The 25,117-nt window shown below is 67.6% G+C and carries 29 protein-coding genes; 20 read left to right on the forward strand and 9 right to left on the reverse strand.

Going from position 1 to position 25,117, the window contains the following annotated elements; all coding sequences use genetic code 11:
• Positions 1 to 43 precede the first annotated feature (43 nt).
• The 3 genes from jaqu_RS20850 to jaqu_RS20860 all read right to left on the reverse strand — a co-directional run bounded on the left by jaqu_RS20850 (position 44) and on the right by jaqu_RS20860 (position 3,830).
• Positions 44 to 1,102: a calcium-binding protein gene (locus tag jaqu_RS20850; protein WP_052501061.1), complete on the reverse strand. Its 1,059-nt coding sequence runs from the start codon at positions 1,100 to 1,102 to the stop codon at positions 44 to 46.
• A gap of 232 nt (positions 1,103 to 1,334) precedes the next feature.
• Positions 1,335 to 2,432 carry a calcium-binding protein gene (locus jaqu_RS20855; RefSeq protein ID WP_052501062.1) on the reverse strand — a complete coding sequence of 366 codons (1,098 nt, stop codon included), beginning with the start codon at positions 2,430 to 2,432 and terminating at the stop codon, positions 1,335 to 1,337.
• 309 nt (positions 2,433 to 2,741) lie between these two features.
• Positions 2,742 to 3,830: a calcium-binding protein gene (locus jaqu_RS20860; protein WP_052501063.1), complete on the reverse strand. Its 1,089-nt coding sequence runs from the start codon at positions 3,828 to 3,830 to the stop codon at positions 2,742 to 2,744.
• 278 nt (positions 3,831 to 4,108) lie between these two features.
• Between jaqu_RS20860 and jaqu_RS17695 the strand changes: the two genes are divergently transcribed.
• The 5 genes from jaqu_RS17695 to jaqu_RS17715 all read left to right on the forward strand — a co-directional run bounded on the left by jaqu_RS17695 (position 4,109) and on the right by jaqu_RS17715 (position 8,987).
• A complete protein-coding gene (locus jaqu_RS17695; RefSeq protein WP_043920342.1) occupies positions 4,109 to 4,852 on the forward strand; it encodes an alpha/beta fold hydrolase in 744 nt (247 codons plus the stop codon).
• 45 nt (positions 4,853 to 4,897) lie between these two features.
• Positions 4,898 to 5,887 carry an alpha/beta hydrolase gene (locus jaqu_RS17700; protein ID WP_043920343.1) on the forward strand — a complete coding sequence of 330 codons (990 nt, stop codon included), beginning with the start codon at positions 4,898 to 4,900 and terminating at the stop codon, positions 5,885 to 5,887.
• Between the two features lie 27 nt (positions 5,888 to 5,914).
• Positions 5,915 to 6,505, forward strand: coding sequence for a hypothetical protein (locus jaqu_RS17705; RefSeq protein ID WP_043920344.1), 591 nt, complete (start codon positions 5,915 to 5,917; stop codon positions 6,503 to 6,505).
• Between the two features lie 106 nt (positions 6,506 to 6,611).
• Positions 6,612 to 7,934, forward strand: coding sequence for a histidinol dehydrogenase (gene hisD, locus jaqu_RS17710; RefSeq protein WP_043920345.1), 1,323 nt, complete (start codon positions 6,612 to 6,614; stop codon positions 7,932 to 7,934).
• Between the two features lie 105 nt (positions 7,935 to 8,039).
• Positions 8,040 to 8,987, forward strand: a complete 948-nt coding sequence (locus jaqu_RS17715; RefSeq protein ID WP_170938656.1) for an ester cyclase — start codon at positions 8,040 to 8,042, stop codon at positions 8,985 to 8,987.
• Here the strand turns inward: jaqu_RS17715 and jaqu_RS17720 are convergent.
• The gene (locus tag jaqu_RS17720; protein WP_043920346.1) at positions 8,974 to 9,546 is read right to left on the reverse strand and encodes an exopolysaccharide biosynthesis protein; all 573 of its coding nucleotides are present in this window, start codon (positions 9,544 to 9,546) and stop codon (positions 8,974 to 8,976) included. The genes jaqu_RS17715 and jaqu_RS17720 overlap by 14 nt on opposite strands.
• A gap of 122 nt (positions 9,547 to 9,668) precedes the next feature.
• On the opposite strand from jaqu_RS17720, the gene jaqu_RS17725 reads away from it, so the two are divergent.
• The 6 genes from jaqu_RS17725 (at position 9,669) to jaqu_RS17750 (ending at position 15,896) form a co-directional block, all read left to right on the forward strand.
• On the forward strand, positions 9,669 to 10,424 hold the full coding sequence (locus tag jaqu_RS17725; RefSeq protein ID WP_043920347.1) for an SDR family NAD(P)-dependent oxidoreductase: 756 nt from the start codon (positions 9,669 to 9,671) through the stop codon (positions 10,422 to 10,424).
• Positions 10,421 to 11,455 carry a LacI family DNA-binding transcriptional regulator gene (locus jaqu_RS17730; RefSeq protein ID WP_043920348.1) on the forward strand — a complete coding sequence of 345 codons (1,035 nt, stop codon included), beginning with the start codon at positions 10,421 to 10,423 and terminating at the stop codon, positions 11,453 to 11,455. Before jaqu_RS17725 ends, jaqu_RS17730 begins: the two co-directional genes overlap by 4 nt.
• Positions 11,452 to 12,444 carry a nuclear transport factor 2 family protein gene (locus jaqu_RS17735; RefSeq protein ID WP_043920349.1) on the forward strand — a complete coding sequence of 331 codons (993 nt, stop codon included), beginning with the start codon at positions 11,452 to 11,454 and terminating at the stop codon, positions 12,442 to 12,444. The genes jaqu_RS17730 and jaqu_RS17735 overlap by 4 nt, the downstream gene beginning before the upstream one ends.
• A 402-nt stretch (positions 12,445 to 12,846) precedes the next feature.
• Complete coding sequence (locus tag jaqu_RS17740; RefSeq protein WP_043920350.1) at positions 12,847 to 13,500, forward strand: DUF2268 domain-containing putative Zn-dependent protease; 654 nt, start codon at positions 12,847 to 12,849, stop codon at positions 13,498 to 13,500.
• Between the two features lie 109 nt (positions 13,501 to 13,609).
• Complete coding sequence (locus jaqu_RS17745; protein ID WP_043920351.1) at positions 13,610 to 14,563, forward strand: cupin domain-containing protein; 954 nt, start codon at positions 13,610 to 13,612, stop codon at positions 14,561 to 14,563.
• A 196-nt stretch (positions 14,564 to 14,759) separates the two neighbouring features.
• Positions 14,760 to 15,896 (forward strand): cobalamin-independent methionine synthase II family protein, encoded by a 1,137-nt coding sequence (locus jaqu_RS17750; protein WP_043920352.1) that lies wholly within the window; start codon positions 14,760 to 14,762, stop codon positions 15,894 to 15,896.
• Here the strand turns inward: jaqu_RS17750 and jaqu_RS17755 are convergent.
• Entirely contained in the window at positions 15,893 to 16,354 is a 462-nt protein-coding gene (locus tag jaqu_RS17755; protein WP_161793900.1) for a hypothetical protein, read from the reverse strand. The two genes, jaqu_RS17750 and jaqu_RS17755, sit on opposite strands and share 4 nt — an antisense overlap.
• Between jaqu_RS17755 and cutA the strand changes: the two genes are divergently transcribed.
• On the forward strand, positions 16,353 to 16,676 hold the full coding sequence (cutA, locus tag jaqu_RS17760; protein WP_043920354.1) for a divalent-cation tolerance protein CutA: 324 nt from the start codon (positions 16,353 to 16,355) through the stop codon (positions 16,674 to 16,676). The genes jaqu_RS17755 and cutA overlap by 2 nt on opposite strands.
• 121 nt (positions 16,677 to 16,797) lie before the next feature.
• On the forward strand, positions 16,798 to 17,310 hold the full coding sequence (locus jaqu_RS17765) for a hypothetical protein (protein ID WP_043920355.1): 513 nt from the start codon (positions 16,798 to 16,800) through the stop codon (positions 17,308 to 17,310).
• 69 nt (positions 17,311 to 17,379) lie between these two features.
• Here jaqu_RS17765 and rpsI read toward each other — a convergent pair whose 3' ends face one another.
• The 3 genes from rpsI to jaqu_RS17780 form a co-directional block, all read right to left on the reverse strand.
• The gene (gene rpsI, locus jaqu_RS17770) at positions 17,380 to 17,886 is read right to left on the reverse strand and encodes a 30S ribosomal protein S9 (protein WP_043920356.1); all 507 of its coding nucleotides are present in this window, start codon (positions 17,884 to 17,886) and stop codon (positions 17,380 to 17,382) included.
• A gap of 4 nt (positions 17,887 to 17,890) precedes the next feature.
• Positions 17,891 to 18,349: a 50S ribosomal protein L13 gene (gene rplM, locus jaqu_RS17775; RefSeq protein WP_043920357.1), complete on the reverse strand. Its 459-nt coding sequence runs from the start codon at positions 18,347 to 18,349 to the stop codon at positions 17,891 to 17,893.
• A gap of 245 nt (positions 18,350 to 18,594) precedes the next feature.
• A complete protein-coding gene (locus jaqu_RS17780) occupies positions 18,595 to 20,028 on the reverse strand; it encodes an aminotransferase-like domain-containing protein (protein ID WP_043920358.1) in 1,434 nt (477 codons plus the stop codon).
• A gap of 112 nt (positions 20,029 to 20,140) precedes the next feature.
• Between jaqu_RS17780 and jaqu_RS17785 the strand changes: the two genes are divergently transcribed.
• Both jaqu_RS17785 and jaqu_RS17790 read left to right on the forward strand, forming a co-directional pair.
• Positions 20,141 to 20,368, forward strand: a complete 228-nt coding sequence (locus jaqu_RS17785; protein WP_052501064.1) for a DUF1127 domain-containing protein — start codon at positions 20,141 to 20,143, stop codon at positions 20,366 to 20,368.
• A 138-nt stretch (positions 20,369 to 20,506) separates the two neighbouring features.
• Positions 20,507 to 20,791 carry a hypothetical protein gene (locus jaqu_RS17790; RefSeq protein ID WP_043920359.1) on the forward strand — a complete coding sequence of 95 codons (285 nt, stop codon included), beginning with the start codon at positions 20,507 to 20,509 and terminating at the stop codon, positions 20,789 to 20,791.
• On the opposite strand, the gene jaqu_RS17795 is transcribed toward jaqu_RS17790, so the two are convergent.
• Positions 20,788 to 21,219: a PaaI family thioesterase gene (locus tag jaqu_RS17795; protein ID WP_043920360.1), complete on the reverse strand. Its 432-nt coding sequence runs from the start codon at positions 21,217 to 21,219 to the stop codon at positions 20,788 to 20,790. The two genes, jaqu_RS17790 and jaqu_RS17795, sit on opposite strands and share 4 nt — an antisense overlap.
• Before the next feature lie 37 nt (positions 21,220 to 21,256).
• Between jaqu_RS17795 and jaqu_RS17800 the strand changes: the two genes are divergently transcribed.
• The 5 genes from jaqu_RS17800 (at position 21,257) to jaqu_RS17820 (ending at position 25,104) form a co-directional block, all read left to right on the forward strand.
• Positions 21,257 to 22,045, forward strand: coding sequence for an enoyl-CoA hydratase (locus jaqu_RS17800; RefSeq protein ID WP_043920361.1), 789 nt, complete (start codon positions 21,257 to 21,259; stop codon positions 22,043 to 22,045).
• A gap of 19 nt (positions 22,046 to 22,064) precedes the next feature.
• Complete coding sequence (gene surE / locus jaqu_RS17805; protein ID WP_043920362.1) at positions 22,065 to 22,862, forward strand: 5'/3'-nucleotidase SurE; 798 nt, start codon at positions 22,065 to 22,067, stop codon at positions 22,860 to 22,862.
• Positions 22,859 to 23,494, forward strand: coding sequence for a protein-L-isoaspartate(D-aspartate) O-methyltransferase (locus jaqu_RS17810; RefSeq protein WP_269079001.1), 636 nt, complete (start codon positions 22,859 to 22,861; stop codon positions 23,492 to 23,494). The genes surE and jaqu_RS17810 overlap by 4 nt, the downstream gene beginning before the upstream one ends.
• 32 nt (positions 23,495 to 23,526) lie before the next feature.
• Complete coding sequence (locus tag jaqu_RS17815) at positions 23,527 to 24,720, forward strand: peptidoglycan DD-metalloendopeptidase family protein (RefSeq protein ID WP_052501065.1); 1,194 nt, start codon at positions 23,527 to 23,529, stop codon at positions 24,718 to 24,720.
• Between the two features lie 159 nt (positions 24,721 to 24,879).
• Positions 24,880 to 25,104, forward strand: a complete 225-nt coding sequence (locus jaqu_RS17820; protein ID WP_043920363.1) for a twin-arginine translocase TatA/TatE family subunit — start codon at positions 24,880 to 24,882, stop codon at positions 25,102 to 25,104.
• Positions 25,105 to 25,117: the final 13 nt, after the last annotated feature.

Here is a 25,117-nt window from a genome sequence, read left to right on the forward strand (position 1 = left end):
CGCGGTTTGCGCGCGGCGGGCCGGAACGGTCGGGAGGCGGCGGTCAGGTGAAGATCAGCGCGTTCTCGACCTCGGCCGCGTTTGTGTTCTGGACCACCGCGAAGACCTCGCCCTTGAACAGCATCTCCGTGTCCAGTCCAGCCGCCTGCACGGAGATATCCGCCTCGTTGAAGCGGTCCATGCGGAACACGTCGCCCTCGGCGGTGCTGAAATCGGTGATGATGTCGAGATCCCCCTCCTCGAGAACGCCGGGATTGAAGACGAAGGTATCCGCCCCGGCCCCACCGGTCACGATGTCGGACCCCTTGTCGCCGGACAGCGTATCGTCGCCCAGATCGCCCAGGAGGGTATCGTTATCGACACCGCCGTTCAGCTTGTCCGCGCTGTGGCCCCCGCAGATGAAATCGTTGCCGGCATTGCCAAGGATCTCGTCGTCCCCGCCATTTCCGAAGATGGTGTCGTCCCCGCCATTGCCGATCACGGTGTCCTGACCGTTGGTGCCCTGGATCTCCGAGTCGCCCAGCAGGTCCGAATAGGTCTGACCCGGCGTCAGGGTGGATTGGCTGGCATCGCCATCCGCGCAGGAAAGCTCGTCGCCGCCGACGACGGGTGAGTCCTCGAAGACCAGATTGTCGACCGCGGCCTCGCCCTTGACGACGATGATCAGGCGTTCGACCCCGTCGAAGGCGGACAGGTCGACGTTGCGGGCCTGACCGACCTCGCCGCCATCCATGCGCACGACACCGATCTTGTTGCCCTCGGCGTCATAGGCCTTGAACTTCACCTGCTCGGTCGCGCCGAGCAGAGTGATGGAGGTGAGGTCGACCGGCTCGTCGAAGCGGAACTTCATCTTGCCGCCGGCGGCCGCGATATTCGGCTCATCGCGGTCGCGATCCGCGGAGATCATCATGACGCTGCCGAAGCCCTGGCCCGAGAAATCGAATTCCCGATCCTTGATCGGGTTCTCGGTGTCGAACGTCATGCCTGAGTGCTTTTCGGTCGATCCGGTCTTCTTTGCGGCGATCCTGACGCCGATATCCTCGTATTCGCGGTTGATGATCCGCCCGGGTCTGAAATCGAAATCGAGTACGCGTCTAACCATGTCTAGTCCCTCTGCCTCGCCATCCCGTTAACACCTCTGGACCGGATGCTGCGACTGCACAAGTTGCTGTCCTGCTTCAAAACGAGGCACTTGCGGTCTTTCGCCGATCCCGATCACGGTGATTTCAATTAATATTCTTGGGCCTAGTTGAAGCGCGCCGCGCTGCGGAAGGTCCGCGTTGGCCGGGCTGTCTGGCGCGCAGGAGGGGCGGCCGGAGCCGCCCCCGTTCCGATCAGGCCAGGACCAGCGCCGCGTTCACATCCGCGAGGGTGGTGTCCTGGACGAGGACAAAAACGTCTCCATCGGCCAGGATTTCGACGTCGGATCCGGCGACCTGGGTGCTGATCGAGCCCTCGGCGAATCGTTCCAGAAGGATCGTGTCGCCTTCGGCCAGGCTGAAATCGGTGATCGTGTTCAGATCGCCGTCCTCGACCGTGTTGGCCTTGAAGTTGAACGTATCCGCGCCCAGGCCGCCGCTGATCGTGTCGGTGCCCTTGTTGCCGGCCATGAAGTCGTCGCCGGCATCGCCGTAGATGCGGTCGGTGTCGCGGCTGCCGTGGATGGTGTCGTTGCCTTCGCCGCCGCAGATCAGGTCGTCGCCGGTATTGCCCAGCAGGAAGTCGTCGCCGCCATTGCCGTAGATCGTATCGTCACCGCCATTGCCGGCGATCGTGTCGGCGAAGTCGGTGCCCTGGGTCACCGGCTGGTCGTCGGGGGCGTTGTAGCTGACGCCGGGCGTGATCGGCGACATGCTGGGATCGGCACCGGCGCAGGGGCCGGTGTCGTCGCCACCTGGTCCCCCGGGCTGGCCGTCGTCGAAGACGAGGTTGTCCAGCGCGCCGCTGCCCTTGACGATGACTTTCAGCTTGGAGACGCCCTCGAGCGACGAGAGGTCGATCGTGCGCATGTCGTTGTCGCTGCCGCAACCGACGCGGACCACGCCGATCTTGTTGCCGTCGGCATCGTAGGCCTTGAACTTGGCGCCGCGCTCGGCGTCTAGAAGGACGATCGAGGTCAGATCGACGGGCTCGTCGAACTTGAAGACGACCTTGCCGCCGCGGGCCGAGTCGTCCGGGTCGCTGCTGTCGAGATCCTCGGAGATGATCAGCGCGCCGCCGAGGCCAGAGCCGGAATAATCGAGGTCGAAATCGCCACCGGTCGGGTTGTCGGTGTCGAACACCATGGCGCGGTTCGCCCAGGGGTTGATGCCCCTGCACCAGTCCCACCACGAGAAGCGCTGATATGCTGCGATCGAGACGCCGAGATCCTCGTACTCATCGTCGAGAATCGTGCCGCGCGCGAAGTTGAAGTCGAGTGTCTGAGCAACCATGGACTCGTTACCCCCATCCCAATGGTTAGCAATAAGTTAACCGATACGCGCCGGAGGCTGATTCTGGCAAGCGGTACGGCAACTTCTTGGTGTATTGTCGCGCCTTCGGAACCGGTCCAGGCGGCAGGCGCGAACCGCCCCCGATCGGGCGACGCGGATGGGGGTGACGACGCCGTTTCCGGTGCCGCACACGGCCTCGCTGGCGCGGGGCCGGCCCGATTTCGCGAATCGATCAAACGCGAAGGGGCCGCCCGGGTCAGGGGCGGCCCGTCAGAGCATTGCGGTCGCTTGGCGCGCGCGCCGGGCGCGTCAAACGAAGGTCAGGGCGTTCTCGACATCGGCGAGGCCGGCATTCTCGACGATTGCGAAGGCGTCGCCGTTCAGCGTCAGTTCGACCCCTGCCTCGACCGCGCGGGCCTCGACCGTTCCGGCCTCGAAGCCGCGCAGCATGACCCAGTCGCCCTTGGCCGCGTCGAAATCCTTCACCGTGTCGAGGTCGCCGGCAACGATGCCCTTGAACGAGAACGCGAAGGCGTCCGCGCCGTCCCCGCCGACAAGCACGTCGCTGCCCTTGTCGCCGTTGATGCGGTCATCGCCCGCGCCGCCCACGACGGTGTCGTCATCCCGTCCGCCATGGAGGGTGTCGTCCCCCGCACCGCCACAAAGCCGGTCGATCCCGGTATTGCCCAGCAGGAAATCGTTGCCGCCATTGCCGTAGAGCGTGTTGTCCTCGGCATTGCCCGCGATGGTGTCGGCGCCGTCGCTGCCCTGGACCAGCGTCTCGCCGGTCTGGGCGTTGTAGCGGCCGCCGGGCTCCAGGAAGGAGAGGCTGGCATCGCCGCCGCTGCAGAAGGAACCGCCGGTATCGTCTCCGCCGGGACCGCCGCCACCCGTGTCGTCGTCGCCGGGGGCGTCGAAGGCGAGATTGTCGATGGCGCCGCTGCCGCGCAGGATGATCTTGAGGCTGGCCACGCCCTCGAAGATCGACAGGTCAATCTCGCGCATGTCGTTGTCATGGCCATTCTCGACGCGGATCACGCCGATCTTCTTGCCGTTCTCGTCGTAGGCCTTGATCTTGGCGCCCCGCTCCGCGTCGAGCAGGGTGACGGACGTCATGTCGACGGGCTCGTCGAAGTCGAACTTGAGCGTGCCGCCGCGGAACGAGTCGTTCGGCCGGTCGCTGCGGCCGTCCTGCGAGATCATCAGCAGGCCGCCGAGGTCGGCATCCGAATAGTCGAGATCGCTGTCCCAGCGTCCGGCGTCGGAACTGTCGAAGATCATCGCCTGGTCGATGCGGGAGTGCCGCTGGTTGGCCCGGATCGTTACGCCCAGATCGGCGTATTCATCGTCCATCCGGGTGCCGGCGGCGAAATTGAAGTCGAGAAGGCGAGCGACCATGGAAGGCTCCCAGGTTCATGCGGATTTGCATCGACTTTTCGCCGAATGCGGTGTCAGAAAAGCGGCCCCTCTGCGGCTGGACGCAGCGTTTCCAGCCGCGCGACGTCTGGTGCCCCGACGCGCGGGAATGGGCGCAGATCCCCGGCACTGTTCGCGCGGGGCCGGCCGGTCGCGACGGGGCCGCCACATCGCGGCCGCGCCGCCGTCACGCCCGGGGCAAGACCACGTTTGCCCCGCACCGCCCACCCAGCTAGGTCGTTGCGCGAAGGGAGATCGTCATGCCCCAATTCCTCGATCGGGACGGCACGCGCCTGGCCTACGAGCATAGCCCCGGAGAGGCGCCGGGCATCGTGTTCCTCGGCGGATTCAAGTCGGACATGACCGGCACCAAGGCCGTCGCGCTGGAAGACTGGGCCCGCCGGCAGGGCCGCGCCTTCCTGCGGCTGGACTATTCCGGCCACGGCCAGTCGGGCGGCACGTTCGAAGAGGGCTCGATCGGGCGGTGGCGGGACGATGCGCTGGCGGTGATCGCCAACACCATGCCGGAGCGCAACCTGCTGGTCGGATCCTCCATGGGCGGGTGGATCGCGCTGCTGATCGCACGGGACCATCCTGATCGTGTCGGCGGCCTCGTCACCATCGCCGCGGCGCCGGATTTCACCGAGGATGGCTACTGGGCGGCCTTCAGCGACGCCCAGCGGGTCGAGCTGTTCGAGCGGGGGCACATCGCCGTGCCGTCCGATTATGGCGAGCCCTATGTCATCACGCGCCACCTGATCGAGGAAGGGCGCGACCAGTTGGTGCTGCGCACGCCCCTGCCGCTGCCCTTCCCGGTGCGGATGCTGCAAGGCACGGCGGATGCGGACGTGCCGCAGGACTGGGCCATCCAGCTGCTGGGTCATGCCGAGGGGCCGGACCTGCTTCTGACGCTGGTCAAGGGGGCGGATCATCGCTTTTCGGAGCCCGCACAGATCGACCTGATCGAGCGGTCCGCGGCGGACGTGCTGTCGCGGATGACTTGACGCGCCCGCCGTGCGGCGCCTGAGTGGCGCGCGGGAGGACGGATCATGCTGACAGTCGTGCGGGGGATCGCCTGGGTTCTGGCCGGCCTTGTCATCGCCGGCTTCGCCCTGGTCCTGGCCGGCCCCTACGAAGAGGTCGACACCCGGATCGACTTCGATCCCTCGACGATGCCCTCCGATCTGGACGGCTGGCTGGCGGATCGCGAGTCGCAGGTGCCCGACCTGCGCGAGGACGAGGCCAAGCGCGTGCTCTGGGCCGGGGCGGTGGGGCGGCGCACGGAATGGGCTGTGGTCTATGTCCACGGCTTCAGCGCCGGGATCTGGGAGACGCGGCCCCTGGCCGACCGCGTGGCCGAACGGCTCGGCGCGAACCTGCATTTCACCCGGCTGACGGGGCACGGACGCGACGGCGCCGCCCTGGCCCGGGCGAGCGCGGGCGACTGGCTGGAGGACATGGCCGAGGCGATGGCCGTGGGCCGCGCGCTGGGCGAGCGTGTGCTGGTTATCGCCACCTCGCAGGGGGGTACGCTGGCCGCCGTCGCGGCGGCCGATCCCGCGCTGGCCGGTATCCGGGACGGGATGGAGGGGCTGGTGCTGATCTCGCCCAACTTCCGGGTCGCGAACCCGGCGGCGCGGCTTCTGTCCTGGCCGGCGGCGCGGGCCTGGGTACCCCTGGTGGCGGGCGAGACCCGGTCGTGGGAGCCGTTCAACGACCGCCATGCGCGGCACTGGACGACTTCCTACCCCACGGTGGCGACCCTGCCCGTGCAGGCGCTGATCGACCATGCGGACGGGCTGGACTGGTCCCGGGCGACGGTGCCCGCGCTGTTCTACTACGATCCCGCCGATCAGGTGGTCGACGCCTCGGTCACGGCGCGCGTGGCCAATGGCTGGGGCGGCCCCGTCACCGTCGCCGAAGTGGCGACGCCCGAGGGCGACGACCCTCTGGCCCATGTCATCGCCGGCGATATCCTGTCCCCCGCCGGGACCCCGATGGCGATCGACGCGATCGTCGATTGGGCCGGGGGCCTTTAGGACGCATTCAAGACCCGAGAGGATTTCATGCAGCACCTTCGTTTCTCCGTTCCGAAATCCGACCGGATGCGGCGGCGGATCCTGGCCGCGCTGGTCACGGAAGCCGAGCAATATGCCCGCGACCTCGCGCTGGAGCCGATCGCCCCGGGGAGCCCCAAGCCGATGGAGGCGGCCGCCAGGATCGAGGGCTGGCAGGCCCGGCTGGGCCAGTTCCAGCGCGCCGCGGACAACGCCGTGGCCCGCGCCCGGTCATTTGCGGGGCTGTCGCGGGGCGCGCGGCAGGACATGGACCGCCTGCGGACCCGGCTGCACCAGCGCGACGAGGTGGAGGCCTATTACGCCCGCCTGATGGTCGCGGTCGCCGCGATCCACGAGGCGTTGAACGGCCCCGACGAGATCCTGGACGGCATGAAGGAGATGATCGAGCGCCTGCTCAAGGAGGACGCGCCCTATCCGGGGCGGGAGACCTTGGAGGAGGTGATCGTCCAGCAGGCCCCCGACACGCCCTTCGTGCCCAATGGCCAGCCGGGCGCCGTGGGCGGAACTCCGCTGGACGTCGTCGTTCTGGCGATGGGGTTTTGCGCATTGGTGATCCACAAGCTGCGCTCGAAGACCTGAGCGGCGCGCCCCCGGTGACGGCGGGGAAGGTGGTGGCTTGCATACGTATGCAAATTGTCCTTGATGGATGTGGGCGCTGGGCCCGCCGCCACCTGGGGAGGACGTCATGGCAGAGCATCTCAAGACCGCCCGGTCCGAGGACGACCGGGCGCAGGACGACGCGAAAGTCCGCAAGCTGGTCGAAGCGACCCTCGCAGATATCGAGGCCCGCGGCGACGCCGCCGTGCGGGAGCTGTCGGCCAGGTTCGACAAGTACGAGGCGGATGACTTCCGCCTGAGCCAGGACCAGATCAACAGCCTGATGGGAGAGCTGTCGGCCCGCGAGAAGGCCGATATCGAGTTCGCCCAAGACCAGATCCGCGGCTTCGCCGAAGCACAGCGGGCGTCGATGAAGGATATCGAGGTCGAGACGCTGCCCGGCGTGGTGCTGGGCCACCGCAACATCCCGGTGCAATCCGCAGGCTGCTACGTGCCCGGCGGCAAGTTCCCCCTGATCGCCAGCGCGCATATGTCCGTGCTGACCGCGAACGTGGCGGGGGTGCCGCGGATCGTTGCCTGCACGCCCCCCGTGGGCGGCAAGCCCCATCCGGCGGTCATCACCGCGATGCACATGGCGGGCGCGCACGAGATCTACCTGCTGGGCGGGATCCAGGCCGTCGGCGCCATGGCGATCGGAACCGACAGTATCCGCCCTGTCGACATGCTTGTGGGGCCTGGCAACGCCTTCGTGGCCGAGGCCAAGCGTCAGCTCTTCGGGCGGGTGGGGATCGACCTCTTCGCGGGGCCGACCGAGACCATGGTCATCGCGGACGAGACGGTGGATGCCGAGATGTGCGCCACCGACCTTCTGGGCCAGGCCGAGCATGGGCCCGACAGCCCGGCGGTGATGCTGACCACCTCGCGCAAGCTGGCCGAGGAGACCCTGCGCGAGATCGACCGCCTGCTGGAGATACTGCCCACCCCCCACGCGCGGACGAGCTGGGCCGAATATGGCGAGGTCATCGTCTGCGACGATCACGACGAGATGCTGAATTACGCCAACGACATCGCGGGCGAGCATGTCCAGGTCATGACGGACCGGGACGATTGGTACCTGGAGAACATGCACAGCTATGGCGCGCTGTTTCTGGGGCCGCGCACCAATGTCTCGAACGGCGACAAGGTGATCGGCACAAACCACACGCTGCCCACGAAGAAGGCCGGCCGCTACACGGGTGGTCTGTGGGTGGGCAAGTTCCTCAAGACCCATTCCTACCAGAAGATCCTCACCGACGAGGCGGCGACACTGATCGGCGCCTACGGCTCGCGCCTGTCGATGATGGAAGGCTTCGTTGGCCATGCGGAGCAATGCAATGTCCGCGTCCGCCGCTATGGCGGGATCAACGTTCCCTATGGCGAGGCCGCGCCCTACCGCGACGCGGCGGAGTGAGACGGATCGGACCGGGCATCGAACCCGGTCCGATCCGGCGAGAGGCCAACCTCTCGCGCTCTCCGGGATATTTCGAAAGCGAAGAAGGGGGGCCGGAGGGACCGGATGCTGCTGGATCTGAGCGACCACGGGGCGGCGGCGATGGCGGAGGCCGTCCAGGCCCTCGTGGTGCCACAGGCCCCGGTCAGGCTGTTCCATCCCATCGGGACGGTGGATGGCGGTGCGGGCTTCGTGGAGGCGGCGCTTGGGCCGCTCTGGCAGGCGATGCCGGATGTGGAGCGGCGGGTCGACATCTCGGTCCGCGGCACGGACGGGCATGGACAGGTCTGGCACGGCGAGGCGGGCCATTATGCCGGAACTTTCGCAGCCCCGTTCCTGGGAGTGCCGCCGACGGGGCGGATGGCGTTCCTGCGCTATCACGAATTCTACCGGATCGAGGAGGAGCGCGCGGTCGAGGTTCAGGCGATCTGGGACTTGCCGGACCTGATGCTGCAGGCCGGAATCTGGCCGATGGGACCGGCGCTGGGCCGAACCGGTCTCGTGCCGGGCCCGGCCACGCGGGACGGCGTTCGGCCCGGCGGGGACGGCACCGCTGCGGTGACGCTGGTCGGCGACATGCTGGCGCATCTCAATCGGTCTGACGAGGGCGTTGCGGCGATGCGGCTGGAGGCGTTCTGGCACCCGCGCTGTTCGTGGTACGGGCCGGGCGGCATCGGCACCGCGCGGGGCATCGCCGGATTTCGCGCCCAGCACCAGATCCCGTTTCTGGACGCGATGCCCGACCGCAAGGGGCTGGTCGAGAGAGGGCATTTTTTCGGCGAGGGCGACTATGCCGCCTTCACCGCCTGGCCCGGGATGGAAATGACCCTGACGGGCGGAGGCTGGCTTGGCATAGCGGGTGCAGGACAGCGGATTACCATGCGCAGCCTCGATTTCTGGCGCGTGGAAGGCGGATTGATCCGCGAGAACTGGGTCACCGTCGATCTGCTGGACGTCTGGGCGCAGCTGGGCGTCGACGTGCTGGCGCGGATGCGGCAGCTCAGGTCAGGATGAACCAGACCGAGATCGCCGCGGCAAACGTCGCCGTCCAGGCCAGCGCCATGACCCGCCCGTCGCGCAGGATCATCGCCACCCCGAAGAGGACGATGGTGCCCATCGGGATCGAGGAGGCGAAGGGGATCACCTCGAGGGGCGGCACGGTCGCGCAGAGCGCGAGAATCGCGAGCGCGGCGAAGCGCGGCGCGGGCGGATCGACAAGCCAAGTCAGGTGTGCTCCAAAATGGCGGTCGGCCCAGGCGGCGGGTTTGCGCAGGTGGTCGGCGGCTTCTTGCAGCTTGTCGGCGGACATCTCGCGCCGGGACAGGAACCCCGGCAGCCACATGCGGTCCCGGCCCAGAGCGATCTGAACGGCGAAGATCGCGACGATCAGGGCGAGGGTCGTCGGGATGCCGGGCACCCCGCCGATCGGGGTGAGTTCCAGAGCCGCGGGGAGGGCGAGGACGGCGCCCAACGAGCGGCGCCCGAGTTCTTCGTTGATGTCACCCAGCGCGACCCGGTCCTGCCCGTCGGCTGCATCGTCGAGCGCGTCGACGGGATCCTGTGCATTGCCCATGGCCTGCTCCGACTCGTCTGCTGGGGTCCCAACGCGCAGCACGCGCGAGGGTTCATCGGGGCTTGATCGGCGCGGAGCGCGGGTGTTTGCATACGTATGCAAAGACCGGACCGGAGACTCGCATGGACCTTCCCCGCACGCCCTCGTTCCGGCTGGAGGGCCGGCGTGCCTTCGTGCCCGGCGGATCGCGTGGCCTCGGGCTCGGCTGTGCCGTCGCCTTGGCCGAAGCGGGCGCGGAGGTTGTGATCGCCGCCCGCTCGGCCGATGCGGTGGAGGCGGCGGCCGCCGCGATGCGCGAGGCGGGCCATGCGGCGACGGGCGTGGCGCTGGACGTGACCGATCTGGCTGCCGTGGATGCCTTTCTCGACGGCGAAGCGCCCTTCGACATCCTGTGCAACGCCGCTGGCGTCGCGCGCCACGGGCCCGCGCTGGAGACGGAGCCGGACGATTTCGATGCCGTCGCCGCGCTGAACCTGCGCGCGGCCTACTTTCTGGCGCAGCGCGTGGCGCGGGGGATGGACCGGGGCGGGTCGATCATCCAGATCTCCAGCCAGATGGGCCATGTGGGCGGCGTGGACCGCGCCGTCTATTGCGCCACCAAGCATGGCGTCGAGGGCATGACCAAGGCGATGGCGATCGAGTGGGGGCCGCGCGACATCCGCGTCAACACGATCTGTCCCACCTTCATCCGCACGCCGCTCACGGCGGCGACCTTCGCCGATCCCGAGCGCCGCGCTTGGATCGACGAGAAGATCAAGTTGCCCCGCGTGGGCGAGGTGGAGGACATCATGGGGGCCGTCGTCTTTCTGGCATCGGAGGCGAGCGCGATGGTCACCGGGACCTCGCTGCTGGTCGATGGCGGGTGGACCGCGGGATGAGCGAGCCGACGAGAAACCGCAGGCGGGTGACCGCCGCCGACGTGGCCCGAGAGGCGGGCGTGAGCCAGTCCGCCGTCAGCCGGGTCTTCACCGAGGGCGCAAGCGTCAGCGGCCGCATGGATGCGCGCGTCCGCGAGGCGGCGGAGCGGCTGGGCTACCGGCCCAACGTGCTGGCGCGCAGCCTGATCACCGGGCGCACCCGGATCATCGGGCTGGTGGTCGCCTATCTGGACAATCCCTTCTACCCCGACGCGATCGAGAAGCTGTCGGCTGCGCTGCAGGAGGAAGGCTATCATCTGCTGATCTTCACCACCGGGCGCACCGAGATGGATGTGGACCGGATCTTCCAGGAGTTGATGGATTACCGCGTCGACGGGATCATCGCCGCGTCGATCAACCTGTCCGGCGATCTGGCCAAGCGCTGCCGGGAGGCGGGGATGCCGGTGGTCCTGTTCAACCGGGGGACGGATCAGGGCGGCATCAGCGCGGTCACCTCGGACAACGTCGCGGGCGGGCGCATGGTCGCGGAATTCCTGCTGCGCGGCGGACATCGGCGCCTCGCTCACATCGCGGGCTGGGAGGCCTCGAGCACCGGGCGGGACAGGTTGCAAGGCTTCCGCGATCACCTCAAGGGCGCCGGGCGGCCGCTCATGTACGTCGCCGACGGCGCCTATGACCGGCACAGGGCCTCCGAGGCGGCACGGTTCCTGATGGGGCAGGCGGTGCCGCCGGACGCGATCTTCGTGGCCAACGACCATATGGCCCTGGCGGTGATGGATTGCCTTCGCCACGATCTTGGCCTGCGCGTTCCGGAGGATGTCAGCATCGTCGGCTATGACGACGTGCCGATGGCCGGTTGGCCGTCCTACGACCTGACGACGGTGCGGCAGCCCACCCGCCGGATGGTGGAGGCCAGCGTGGCCGAATTGATGCGCCTGATCGCCGCCCCCGCGCGGCAGGCGACGACGACCCGGATCGACGGTCCGCTTGTGGTCCGCGGCTCGGCCCGCCTGCCGGAGGACCGGACGTGAAGGACACCCCATCCGAGCCGGACGAGGCCCGGTGGGCCGATATCCCCGCATACGTCATCGGCGTCACCAAGGAGATCTGGGAGGATCGCGGCGTCCACACCCTGACGCGCTACTATGCGCCTGCGATCGTGGTCCGCTCTCCGGCCTCGGTGGTGGTGGGCAACGACGAGGTGATCGGCGCGACGCTCGCCACTCTGGCCGAGTTTCCCGACCGCCAGCTTCTGGCGGAGGACGTGATCTGGTGCGACGTGCCACTGGCGCGGGGCGGCGGGCATCTGTCGTCGCACAGGCTGATCTCGACGGCGACCCATACCGGCGACGGCGTCTACGGGCCGGCCAGCGGGCGGACCTTCCGCTACCGCATCCTGGCCGATTGCCACATCACGGGGACCTGCATCGACGACGAGTGGCTGGTGAGGGATCAGGGCGCCATCGTGCGCCAGATGGGCCAGACCCCGCAGGACTTCGCCGCCGACCTGATCGAGCGGGAAGGGGGCGCGGAGCACTGCGTCAAGCCGCTGACACCGGAGCGGGACGTACCGGGCCCCTATACGGGCCGCGGCAACACCGACCCATGGGGCGCGCGTCTGGCCGAGGCGCTGGAGAGGATCATGGCCGCGGATCTGCGTGTCATACCTGAAATCTGGGACCGGGGGGCGGAGCTGGCCTATCCGGGCGGTGCGACAGGTCACGGCCACGGCGATGCGGATCGCTTCTGGACCCGCCTTCGGGCGGCCTTTCCAAAAGCGGAGTTCCGGATTCACCATGTCATCGGTCGGGAGGATCCGCTGATGGCCCCTCGTGCCGCTGTTCGCTGGTCGCTGTGGGGTCGTCACTCCGGCTGGGGCGGGTTCGGACGTCCGACCGGCGCGATGGTCTACGTGATGGGCATCACCCAGGCGGAGTTTGGTCCCCGTGGTCTGCGGCGGGAATGGACGCTGTACGACGAGGTCGCGATCTGGAAGCAGATCCACCTTCACGCCGCATGAGCGTATGTCATCCGACATCTGATTATGTCATAGATTTATGCGACATCGTGCCGCATGAGCGTAGACGTGTAGAGCGATGCATCCTCGGTGCGAGGGAATATCGGGAAAGGGACTTAGGGCCTGATAGGCCTTTAACGAGGGATCATGAGCGCTCTGTGCCGGAAGCAGACCGCGAAGGGGACGGCCCGTATCCGTCTTCGAACGGGCCACCGAGGCGGCGATTGCGGCGGAGTCGCGTCAAATTACGAATTTATGTCAGAAGACATGTTGAACCGCGGGCCGGGACTACCAATCTCATTTCCCTGAAGAGACCGGTTCGCGGTCGTCCCGGCCACGTTGGCCGACCACTTGCAATGCCCGACTTCCTTCATGCGAAGTCGGCCCCGAAAATCGAAGCGAAGAATGACCATTCGCGTGCAATTCCTGGACCCCGGTGGATTGTTCCGTCGGAAGGCGCCTCTGATCCGCCGCACGGTGGCGGAGGCCGTCGAGTACGTTCAAAGCGTCTCGGATCTTTCGGATGTCGACGTCATCGTCCACCCGGCCGATCATGGTCCGGACCAGTTCCTGATCTCCAGCTTCACGTCCAACCCGCATCACATCGATCTGGGCATCGAGCGCTCGCAGCTGTCGTCGGAAGAGCTGGAGAGCGAGCTGTTCCGGGTTGCCGTCCACGAGTTGCATCATGCCAAGCGGATGCGGGCCTTCTCTCGCTGGACGGTCGGCGAGTCCGTGATCCTGGAGGGACTGGCCCTGCTTGCCGATCACGTGGCGTCGGGCCCGCAGGACGAGGTGGACCGACCCCTGGCGAACGTCCAGGAGGCGGTGGATTACGTGCTCGCCCATCGAAACGAGCCGCTGGCGGGCCATCGCAACTGGCTCTACTCGCCCGAACCCGAACAGCCCGGTGCCGTGCACCGTGTCTATACTGTCGGCCATCTGCTGATGACCGGTGCGCTGAAGCGGCTGGACCTGAACGCCTGGGAGGCGGCGGATCTGCCCGCCGAGCAGTTGCTCGCCCCGGGCTTTGCCGAGCAGGGGCGCGCGGTCGCCTGACGGCGGGTCGGACGCACCCGGATTCCGTTTCCTTTCGCGGCCGGATCGCCATGCAGGCGGTCCGGCCGTTTTCCGTGCCAGACCGGCCTCACCCACAGGAGTGTTCCCGATGACCGCCCCGCAGATCGTCCGCTACGGCGAGTTGATCCCCTGCAAGACCGCCTTCATCGACGCCCACACGCCGGGCAGCGACCAGAAGGAGAATTTCACCATCATCGGCGGCGGCGTCTCCGAAAGCCCGGACCAGCATGTCCACATAGCCACGCCCCACGGGTTCAATATCGGCGCGGCGGGACAGCCGCCGCGCTGCCGCAACTCGCTTCATTCGCATCGGACGGCAGAGGTGTTCTTCGTGCTGTCGGGACGCTGGCGCTTCTTCTGGGGACGTTGGGGGGATGCGGGCGAGGTCGTGCTGGAGAAGGGTGACATCTTCAACATTCCCACCGGCATCTTCCGCGGCTTCGAGAACATCGGGGAGGATTACGGGATGATCATGGCGATCCTCGGTGGCGACGATGCCGGGGGCGGCGTCATCTGGGCCCCGCAGGTGATCGAGGACGCCAAGGATCACGGGCTGGTGCTGGGCGAGAACGGCAAGCTCTACGACACTAAGAAGGGGCAGGCGCTGCCCGACGGCGTCGCGCCGATGCCGCTGCTGACCGACGAGCAGTTGAAGGCCTATCCCGAGCCGACCACCGCGGAAGTCGTTCCGGGCTATGTGGCGCGCTACTGGGACATGGTGGCCCTGGCGGATCGCGCGCCGGTCGAGGTGATCGGCGCTGACGGGATCCTGCGCGACCGGCCCGGCTTCGAAGTCTATCTGGTCACGCGCGGGTCCGCGACCGAAGACCGGCACCGCCACGACCGTCCCTCGGTCCTGATGCCGGTCACGGGCCATTGGCGCGTGGAATGGGATGGAGGCGCCGATGTCCTGGCACCCGGCGACACGATGAGCGTCCCGGCCGATCTGGACCACGCGGCCTGGCCGTCGATGACGGGCGAGGCGGCGCTGTATCAAGTCGTCGGGACGGACGATCCGGCAGGGGCGACGTGGCGGGGATGATGCCGATCTGCCCGGACGGACTGGAGAATTCCGTCTCGGAGTGGCGCATGTCGCCCGGCCTCGTCCACGAGATCCGGGTGATCGCCCGGACGCCCGGTTGACGTCCCCTTTCCACCTCGCGGGACAGGTCGACATGCCAGCCTTGCCCTGACCCCTCCGGCATGGCACCCCCTCACGACTTCGTGAGGAGATCCCGATGCCCGTCCGCACCACCCACACCGGAAGTCTGCCGCGCAGCCAGGAGGTCGTTGATCTGATCTTCGCCCGCGAGAAGGGGGAACCTTACGACGAGGCGCTCTTCGACCGGACGATGCGCGCGGCTTGCGCCGAGACCGTGCGCCGGCAAGTCGAGGCCGGGGTGGACATTGTCAGCGACGGCGAGACGTCCAAGATCAGCTACGCCACCTACGTCAAGGATCGCTATACCGGCTTCGGCGGGGACAGCCCGCGCAACACGCCGGCGGACCTGAAGCTGTTTCCGTCCTTCTCGGCCCGATTGTCCCGGGACAAGGGCGCGCCGACCTATGCGCGGCCCATGTGCGTGGGCGAGGTGCGCTCCAAGGGGCACGGGGAGCTGCAGAAGGACATCGACAACCTGAAGGCGGCGATGGTCGCCCACGGCGCGGCGGAAGGGTTCATGAACGCGGCCTCGCCCGGTGTGATCAGCCTGTTCCTGCAGAACGACTTTTACCCGACGCGCGAGGCCTATCTGGCGGCGCTGGCCGACGCGATGGCCGAGGAATATCGCACCATCGTCGAGGCGGGGCTCTACCTGCAGCTCGATTGCCCGGACCTCGCGCTCAGCCGTCACATGCTCTTCACGGACCTTACGGACGACGAATTCCTGAAGGTCGCCGAGACCCATGTCGAAGCGTTGAATGGCGCGCTCGCCGGTATCGACCCGTCGCGGGTGCGGGTGCACATCTGCTGGGGCAATTACGAGGGCCCGCATGTCTGCGACATCGCGATGGACACGGTGTTCTCGACCTTCCTGCGGGTGAACGCGTCGCACCTGCTGTTCGAGACGTCGAACCCGCGGCACGCCCATGAATGGCGCGTCTGGCGGGACCGGGCGTCGGAGATCCCCGAGGACAAGGTGCTGATACCAGGCGTCGTCGATACCACGACGAATTTCGTCGAACATCCCGAAGTCGTGGCCGAACGGCTGGGCCGCTTCGTCGACATCGTGGGTGCCGAACGGGTGATCGCCGGCAGCGATTGCGGTTTCGGCACGTTTGCGGGGTTCGGGGCCGTCGACCCCGAGATCGCCTACGCCAAGCTGGGCGCGATGGCCGAGGGCGCCGCGCTGACGAACGCACGCGCCCGGAGCTAGAGCGACAACCGGGGTTCGACGCGCGGCACGGCCTTGGGCTTTTCGACCGATCGAAGGGCCGGCTCGCCGCGCGGGGGCGGGGCATCTGCGCGACGCTCTTCGCGCGCCTCGAGGCGGGCGCGCATCGCGGCGAGGTCGCGCGCGGCCGAGACCTGCGCGAAGGCGCCGATCGTCAGCGCAATCACGAGCAGGCCGCCCAATGCAAGTCCGCCGCCAGTGCCCATGAGCACGGCGTCGTTCTCGTAAAGCACCGCGCCGCGCCACGCGATCCACGCGCCAAAGACCAGAACGCACCAGCCGGCGACCGAAACGAGAAAGAGGATGACGCGCGAGACAGGCATGGCCGAACCCTGCGCGGCGGACCGGCCTGCGGCAAGCGATGCATTGTCGGCGCTCTGGAACGGGTAAACCTTTGCCGACGGCTCGCTAATGTGGGGGCCGAATAGCGGAGGCTCCATGACCGACATCCTGATCCTTCACATCGCCTGCCCGGACACGGAAACCGCATCGGTCCTCGGCGCCCGGCTGGTCGAAGAACGTCTCGCCGCCTGCACCCACGTTCTGGCGCCGCATGAGAGCCGGTATCGGTGGGCGGGGTCGGTCGCCTGCGAAGGAGAGGTCACGCTGCTCGCCAAGACGCGGGCGGAACTTGGCGATGCCGTCACGGCGCGTGTGACCGACCTCCATCCCTACGAGGTGCCGGCGATCCTGGGATGGAAGGCGGATTTCGTGTCCGCCGCCTATGCCGACTGGGTCCGGACCGAAACCCGCGCCCCCTGAGGCCGACGTTTTCGCAGGGATTGGCAGCAATCCGCCATATGCCGTTTTCGGCAGCTTGAGAGAATCCGGACGCTTGGCACCGTGGGCCCATTCTTCAACGGAATTGGAAGGGGGAAGATCTGTGTCTGACGAAATTGAGGACGATGACACCACCGAGAACGAAATCGTCGTGGTCGGCACCGTTGACGACGATGGCGGCGGAGGCGGCACTCGGCCGCCCCCCGACGACGAACCCGACGATCCGGACGAGGACGACACGCCAGAGATCGTCGTGACGGCGCGGCGCCCTTCCGAAGGGCAGGAGGATTTCGCCGACGACAACAATCCGTTCAACGACGGGGAGGCGCCGACTGCGGACACCGTGCTGGCCTGGCTCGAATGGCTATCCGAGTTGGGCGCAGTCGACTCGTTCTTTCTCGTCGAGCGGGATCCGGACGACCCTAGTGCGGGCTATACCGGCGAGTACGTCACGGATGACGGCGACCAGTACGCCTTCGAGTCGGACGGAGAGGACAATTACGGTCAGTACCAGGAACCGTCCCCGCCGCCGCCACCACCGCAGGGACCGCAGCTCGGATATCTGGACGAGTTCGATTGGATCCAGTCCGACGATCCGAACGTGCATCTGTTCTGACCCAGAGCGCATCCCAGAATGAAGAAGGCCCGCCGGAGAGGCGGGCCTTTGCATGTCCGGGGAAGCGGATCAGCGCTTGGAGAACTGGAAGCTCTTCCGGGCCTTGGCGCGACCGTACTTCTTGCGTTCGACCACGCGGCTGTCGCGGGTCAGGAAGCCGGCGGCCTTGAGCGCGCCGCGCAGCGACGGTTCATAGAGCTGCAGTGCCTTGGAGATGCCGTGCTTGACGGCCCCCGCCTGGCCCGACAGGCCGCCGCCCTTGACGGTGGCCATCACGTCGAACTGACCTTCGCGGTCGGTGATCTGGAACGGCTGGCGCAGGATCATCTGCAGCACGGGACGGGCGAAGTACTTGTCCATCTCCTTGCCGTTGACAGTCACCTTGCCCGAGCCGGGCTTAATCCAGACGCGGGCGACCGCGTCCTTGCGCTTGCCGGTCGCGTAGGAACGGCCGAGGTCGTCACGCACGGGTTCACGGGTGACTTCCTCAAGCGTGACAGCGTCGGAGCCTTCGGCGAGCGTCGAGGTATCGACGGCGCCCTTGAGGTCTTCGAGGGAGTTGATCTGGTCGGCCATGCGCTCAGCTCCGCGTGTTCTTGGGGTTCATCGACTTGACGTCCAGCACTTCGGGCGACTGGGCGTCGTGGGGATGCTCGGCACCGGCATAGACGCGCAGGTTGGTCATCTGCTTGCGCGACAGGCGGTTGCCCGGAAGCATCCGCTTCACGGCCTGCATCACGACCCGCTCGGGGTGCTTGCCTTCGAGGATCTGGCCGACGGTGCGGGACTTTATGCCGCCCGGATAGCCGGTGTGCCAGTAGACTGGCCGGTCGCGGTGCTTGCCGGTAAGCTGCACCTTGTCGGCGTTGATGACGATCACGTTGTCGCCCATGTCCATGTGCGGCGTGAAGGTCGCCTTGTGCTTGCCCCGCAGGCGGGTGGCCACGATCGAGGCGAGACGGCCCAGAACCACGCCCTCGGCGTCGATCAGGATCCACTTCTTGTCGATCTGGTCGGGGGTCATGGTGTAGGTCTTCATTCCCTCGCCCTTCCTTGTTCGTGTGAGAGCCGGAGGCGTCCGGCGGCGGATGGGCGGCTTTTAAGCGCGGCGCGAGCGGTGTCAAGTGGCGCGAACGGCGCGTTATCTATTTTCATCAAGGGGTTGCGTCTGGGGTGCAATTTTACCCCATGCACACGCGATGTGGAATGGCCTGTCCGGAAGCGGGCGCGGTGTTGCCGCACGTTGGGAATTGGACCGGCAAAGTGGTGGAGGCCTGGCGAGACCTAGACCCCCAGCCCCTCCGGCGGATGGTCGAGCAGGTCGCGCAGGCGGATCATCGCAGCTTCGAAGCTGGCCAGCGACACGCCCGCATTCACCGCGAAACGCACCGCGTGGGGGGCGTTGGCATCGCGGTCGGCATATTCCTCGGCGGCCCGGATCTTGATGCCGGCCGCCTCGGCCGCGCGGCAGAAGGCCGAGGCGCGCCAGCCGCTGGGCAGGTTGAGCCACACGAACGAGACGTCCGGGCGCCATTTGAGATCGTGTCCCTCCAGCACGCGGGCGGCGACTTCAACGTAGCGACGGACCACGTCGCGCGTCTCTTCCATCAGGGCGGGGAGGTCCGAATGGACCAGCAGCTTGGCTGCGAGGTCGCTCATGGGTGTGGCGAGGCCGAAGGAATTGTACTCGGCCGCTCGCTGCAGGGCGAGGCGGCGTTCGGGCGGGGCCAATGCGAAGCCGAGCCGGAGGGCCGGCGTGATCGTCTTGGCGATGGACGAGACGTGCCACGTCCGTTCCGGCGCAAGCAGACGGTAGGTCGGCAGCTTGGCCTTCTCCATCATGTAGCAATCGTCTTCGAGGATCTGGATGTCCGCCTCGCGCGCGATGGCCGCGATCCGGCGGCGCCGATCCTCTGGCATGTGGGCGCAGGTCGGGTTCTGGACATCCGGCGAGGTGCACAGGATCTGGACGTCCGACCTCCGCACCGCCTGTTCGAATGCTTCCGGGACGATGCCCTGCTCGTCGATGGCGACGGTAGCGATTTCGGCACGCAGCATCTCTGCCATGCGGCGGAAGCCGGGATAGGCCAACTCTTCCAACAGGACGACGGGACGGCGGCCGCGCAGGACGGCTTGCAGGACCAGGGCGATGCCGTGCTGGCCGCCATGGGTCAGGGCGATATCGTCGGGCTCGACCGGGCCCAGCATCGGGTTCTGGAGGAAGGCCGCCGCCGCTTCGCGCGCCGGGCGCTCGCTGGCATGGACGGGATAGTGCATCAGGCCGGAGGGCGGATCCTGCGCCACCTCGGCCAGCAGATCGCGGATCAGATAGGTCTGCCCGACCGAAGGCAGGTGCGGCGAGAGCAGATTGACCGCATAATTATCCCCGCCCGTCTTGTGCGGCGTGGCATCGACGGCGAGGGCCTGGAACTCCTGATAGATCGGGGCAGGAGGGCCGGGCTCGGCGACGAAGGTGCCGCGGCCGACGGCGGCCTCCAGCACGCCCTCTTCGGTCAGGCTTCGATAGACGCGGGCAACGGTGCCGGGCGTGACGCCCACGCGCCAGGCCAGATCGCGGACGGGGGGCAGACGCGTGCCGGGCGTCAGGCGGCCCCGTTCGATCGCCGCCCGCACGGCGCCTTCCAGGACGACGTATTTCGGGCGGGGGTCCGAGCCGAACTCCACCTCGATGACATTCTCATCCGTGATTGTAACCATGACAATGTTTCTCTGGATCGAGGCGGAACAGGATTGTATCTATATCCCGTAGCTGATCGCTACGATTGTATCAATACACTTCCGCAGACGGAGATCCCGAAAGGAACACGCCATGGCCGCCCCCGCCTTCGAACATCCCGCCCTGAACGCCCACGCCCTGCCGACCGCTTCGCCGGTGACGCAGGCGCTGTTGTCGGCTGCGGTGACGCTGGCGAAGTGGGAGACGCGCGCCCGCACCCGCGCCGCCCTGCGCGAGCTTCCTGCCGAACGTCTGCCGGATATCGGCTTGACCACCGCCGAGGCGCTGCACGAGGGGGCCAAGCCCTTCTGGCGGGCCTGACCGCGACCACAGCGCAACACCCGTTCTCTTCCCCCCTGGCCGGACGCTTCCCCCGATGGACGTCCGGTCCTTTTTTTTGGTCAGGTGAACCTGCCGGGGGCTGCGGCGTTATGTCCGCGACCTGCAAGGAGGAAGACCATGACCGGCCGTATTGCCGCATTCATCGGATTCGTAACGCTTATCACGGCGCCGTTCTTCGCGCTGGCCGAGGGCGAGATGAAGGATGTCGCCGTCGTGTGCGAGACCGCCGAGGGCGGCGTCGCCTGCCAGGTGCAAGCCGATGTTCCCCTGTTCTGCGTGGCGGTCGGACCCGATGACGAGCCGCGCGCGAACTCCACCGTGACGGCCGGGACCGGTCTCGCGGTGTTCAACGGTGTCGTGACAGAGGATGTCGCCGCCATCCGGTGCCGGACGGTCGGCTAACGCGGCGGGATCGAATAGGTGAGCGAGGCGCGCGCGACCGCCTCGACCACGCCTTCGGAAAAGATCAGGACATCGCACACGGCGAGGACCCGGCCGAGCTTGAGCAGCCGGGTCTCGCATCTCAGCGGCGCGTCTGGTGCCGGCTTTCGCATGAAGTCGATCGAGCAATTGGTCGTCACGGCCAGCGCCACGGGACCGATCCGCGACAGGATCGCGAGATAGGCGCCCACATCCGCCAGCGCGAACATGGTAGGGCCGGAAACCGTGCCGCCTGGCCTCAGATGACGTTCGGCGACGTCGAGCCGGACCGTGACGCCGTCATCCGTCACCTCTTCGACGATGAACTCGCCCTTCACCTGAAGGAAATGCGTGTCGAGGAACGCCATCAGCGCCGCCTCGTCCATCTTTATGTTTGCGTCCCCGTCCATCGCGCCGCACCCTGCGACGCGAAGGAGGGCGCGTCAAATGTCGGATCTGCTGCTGCAAGAGGTTGACGGAGAGATCGTCCGCCTGACCCTGAATGACCCCGGGACGCTGAACGCGCTGTCCGATGAGATGCTCGCCGCGCTGGGCGGCGCCTTGGAGCGGATCGCCGTGTCGGAGGCCGGGGTGGTCGTGCTGCGGGCGGAGGGACGCGCCTTCTGCGCCGGGCATCACCTCGCACAGATGCAGGCCATGCGGCAGGCTCCCGACGGCGGGGCGGCGGCCTTCGGCGATCTGTTCGACCGGTGCGCGGCCGTCATGCGGGCCATCCGCGAGCTGCCGCAGCCGGTGATCGCACAGGTGCATGGGCTGGCCACAGCCGCCGGATGCCAGCTTGTGGCGACCTGTGACATGGCGGTGGCGTCGGACGAGGCGCGGTTCGGGGTGAACGGGGTGGATATAGGGCTTTTCTGCTCGACCCCGATGGTCGCTTTGAGCCGCAATGTGGGGCGCAAGCGTGCCTTCGAGATGCTGGCCACCGGCCGGTTCCTGTCCGCGTCCGAAGCCGAGGAGGCCGGCCTGGTGAACCGCGTCGTCCATGCCGACCATTTGGCCGACGACGTGGACAACCTTGCCCGGACCGTCGCGTCCAAGCTGCCGGCCGCCGTTCGCATCGGAAAGGGGGCGTTCCACGCCCAGGCCGAGCGGCCGGTCGAGGAAGCCTATGCGCTGGCCCGCGAAGCGATGGTCCAGAACCTCGCCGATGCGGATACGGCCGAAGGGATACAGGCCTTTCTCGAAAAGCGGCCTCCCGGCTGGACGCGCGGTTAGGGCGCGGCTAGCTGGCACCATGCGTATCCTCATCACGAACGACGACGGCATCGGCGCCCCCGGGCTCGAAGTCCTGACCGAAATCGCCCACGACGTTGCCGGCCCGGACGGAGAGGTCTGGACCGTAGCGCCGGCCTTCGAGCAATCGGGCGTCGGGCACGCGATCAACTACGTCCGCCCCTCGATGGTCCAGCAGATCGGGCCGCGGCGGATCGCGGTCGAGGGCTCTCCGGCGGATTGCGTCCTCGCGGGCCTCGGCGAACTGGTGGACGGGCCGGTCGATCTGGTCCTGTCGGGCGTGAACCGGGGGAACAACGCGGGTGAGAACACGATCTATTCCGGCACCATCGGCGCGGCGATCGAGGCGGCGCTGCAAGGCGTGAACGCCATCGCACTCAGCCAGTTCTACGGTCCCCGGAACGTGCAACTCGACGATCCGTTCGAGGCGGCGCGCGCCACCGGCGCGGATCTCGTCCGACGTCTGATCGAGGGCGCGCCCTGGGGCGGCGACACCTACAAGCTGTTCTACAATGTCAACTTCCCGCCCGTTCCCGCGGACGGCGTGCGCGGGGCGCTGGCGGTGTCGCAGGGCTATCGCGGCGACGGACGCATGGGCGTGACGCCGCAGACGGCGCCATCGGGCCGCAAGTATCTGTGGATCAGCGGCAGTGCCCAGGGCGAGGCGACAGCCGAGGGGACGGACGTCCACGCCAACGTGAACGGCTGGACAAGCGTGACGCCCATGCGCTGCGACCTGACGGATCACGAGGTCCTCGCGGCGATGAACGGCGTGCTCGACTCGCCGACCGACGGGTGACGCCCGAACAGGTCATGCGGCGCATCTACGCGCTTCGCTCGCGCGGGGTGACGGATGCGCGCGTGCTGACCGCCTTCGAAAAGATCGACCGGGCCGAATTCGTGCCCGCCACCTTTGCGGAACGGTCCGAAGAGGATGTGCCCCTGCCCATCGCATCGGGGCAGACGACCAGCCAGCCCTCCGTCATCGGCCTGATGGCGCAGGCCGCCCGGATCGGCCCTCGCGACAAGGTGTTGGAGATCGGGACAGGCACGGGCTTTCAGGCCGCGATCCTCTCGCGCCTCGCCCGGCGGGTCTATTCCGTCGAGCGCCACGCCCCTCTGGCCAGGGCGGCACGGGCCAATCTCGAACGCCTCGGCATCACCAACGTGACCGTCATCACCGGCGATGGCACCCGCGGCCTGCCCGAGCAGGCGCCCTTCGACGCGATCCTCGTCTCCGCCGCCGCGGAGGATCCGCCCGGTCCGCTGTTGAGCCAATTGCGAGAGGGGGGTAGCATGGTGCTGCCCGTCGGCGTGTCGGATGCGGTTCAGACCCTCATCAAGGTCACGCGGACGGAAGACGGATACGAGTACGACGAATTGATGCCGGTGCGCTTCGTGCCACTGGTGGATGGGGTGGAACAGGACTGAAGGGCCTGACGCCCCCGGGGCAGGAGGATCGGATGACCGATCGCATCAGCGCGCGCAGGCCGCGCCTTTCGACATATCCCCGCCTTGCGGCGGCGACGCTCGCTTTGGGGGTGCTCGGCGCCTGCGACACGCTCAGCCGGCTGGATCTGGATCTTCGCGACAACGCGGTGGGCGCGCTGGATACGTCCGAGGCGGCGCTTCGGGCGGCCGCTGACCGGCCGGAGCCGGACGCGAACGGATTGATCACCTATCCGACCTATCAGGTCGCGGTCGCCCGGCGGGGAGACACGGTCACGGACGTGGCGCAGCGGATCGGCGCCGATGCGGCCGAACTGGCGCGCTTCAACGGCGTGACACCCGACGCGCGGCTGAACCGGAACGCGGTGCTGGCCTTGCCGAGCCGGGTGAACCCGGCCGCGTCGGGCGGGCAGCGCGATATCGCCTCGATCGCCGGGCAGGCCATCGACCGGGCCTCGGCCTCGCAGGCGGCCGCTCCCCTCGACGTGCAGGGCGGGGCAGAGCCGGTCCGTCACCAGGTCGCGCGCGGGGAGACGGCATTCTCCATCGCACGTCTCTACGGGGTGACGCCGCGCAGTCTGGCGGATTGGAACGGTCTCGGCCCAGATCTCGCCGTGCGTGAGGGGCAGTTCCTGCTGATCCCGCTGGTCATCGGCGACAATGGGTCCGAAGTCGTGGCCGAGCCCGGCTCGGGATCCGAGACGCCACTGCCGCCCTCGGCGTCCTCGGCCCTGCCGGACGCGGTGGAGGCCCAGTCGCTGCCGGAAAGCCCGCAGCTCGACCAGTTCCGGACCGAAGAGAGCGCAGCGGCCTCCCAGCCCAGCGGCGTCCGCGAGCCCGTGACCACGGAGCCGGAGGAGAGCGGCAGCGTCAGCTTCCAGCGTCCGGTGAACGGGTCGGTGCGCGAAGGCTTTTCGGACCGCAACGAAGGGATCGACTACAACGCCCCGGCCGGCGCGCCTGTCGGGGCCGCGGCGGACGGACGTGTCGCGGCGATCACCCGCGATACGGATCAGGTGCCGATACTTGTCCTGCGCCACGGTGACGGGTTGCTGACCGTCTACGCGAATATTCAGGACATCCGCGTCGACAAGGGCGATACCGTCCGCAAGGGCCAGCGGATCGCCAGCGTCGGCGAGGGCGACTTCCTGCATTTCGAACTGCGTCAGGGCCTCGATCCGGTCGATCCGTCGCGCTTCCTTCGCTGATGCCCCCTGAGGCGGTCCGGCCCGTGGTCGGATCGCCCTGTGGCTGTGTTCTTTGCCGCGAGGTACGAAAAGGCGCCGGCGTACCTTCAAACCGGGTCCGGAACCACGTAAGTAGGTCGGGAATGATTTCGTCCGGACGGGCGTCGAGGGAGTAGGGAAATGCTGAACAACATCGGCCTGCCGGGCCTTCTGCTGATCGCCGTGGTCGTGCTTGTGCTCTTCGGGCGCGGCAAGATCTCTTCGCTGATGGGCGAGGTCGGCAAGGGGATCACTGCTTTCAAGAAGGGCGTCAAGGACGGCTCGGAAGATGACGAGGCCGCCGAGATCGCGGATGGCACCGCCGCCCGCAACGTGACCCCTGAGGCGGAGAAGGAGAAGGCCTGAGCCTTCTCTGATC

This window comes from Jannaschia aquimarina (assembly GCF_000877395.1).
GTDB lineage: Bacteria > Pseudomonadota > Alphaproteobacteria > Rhodobacterales > Rhodobacteraceae > Jannaschia > Jannaschia aquimarina.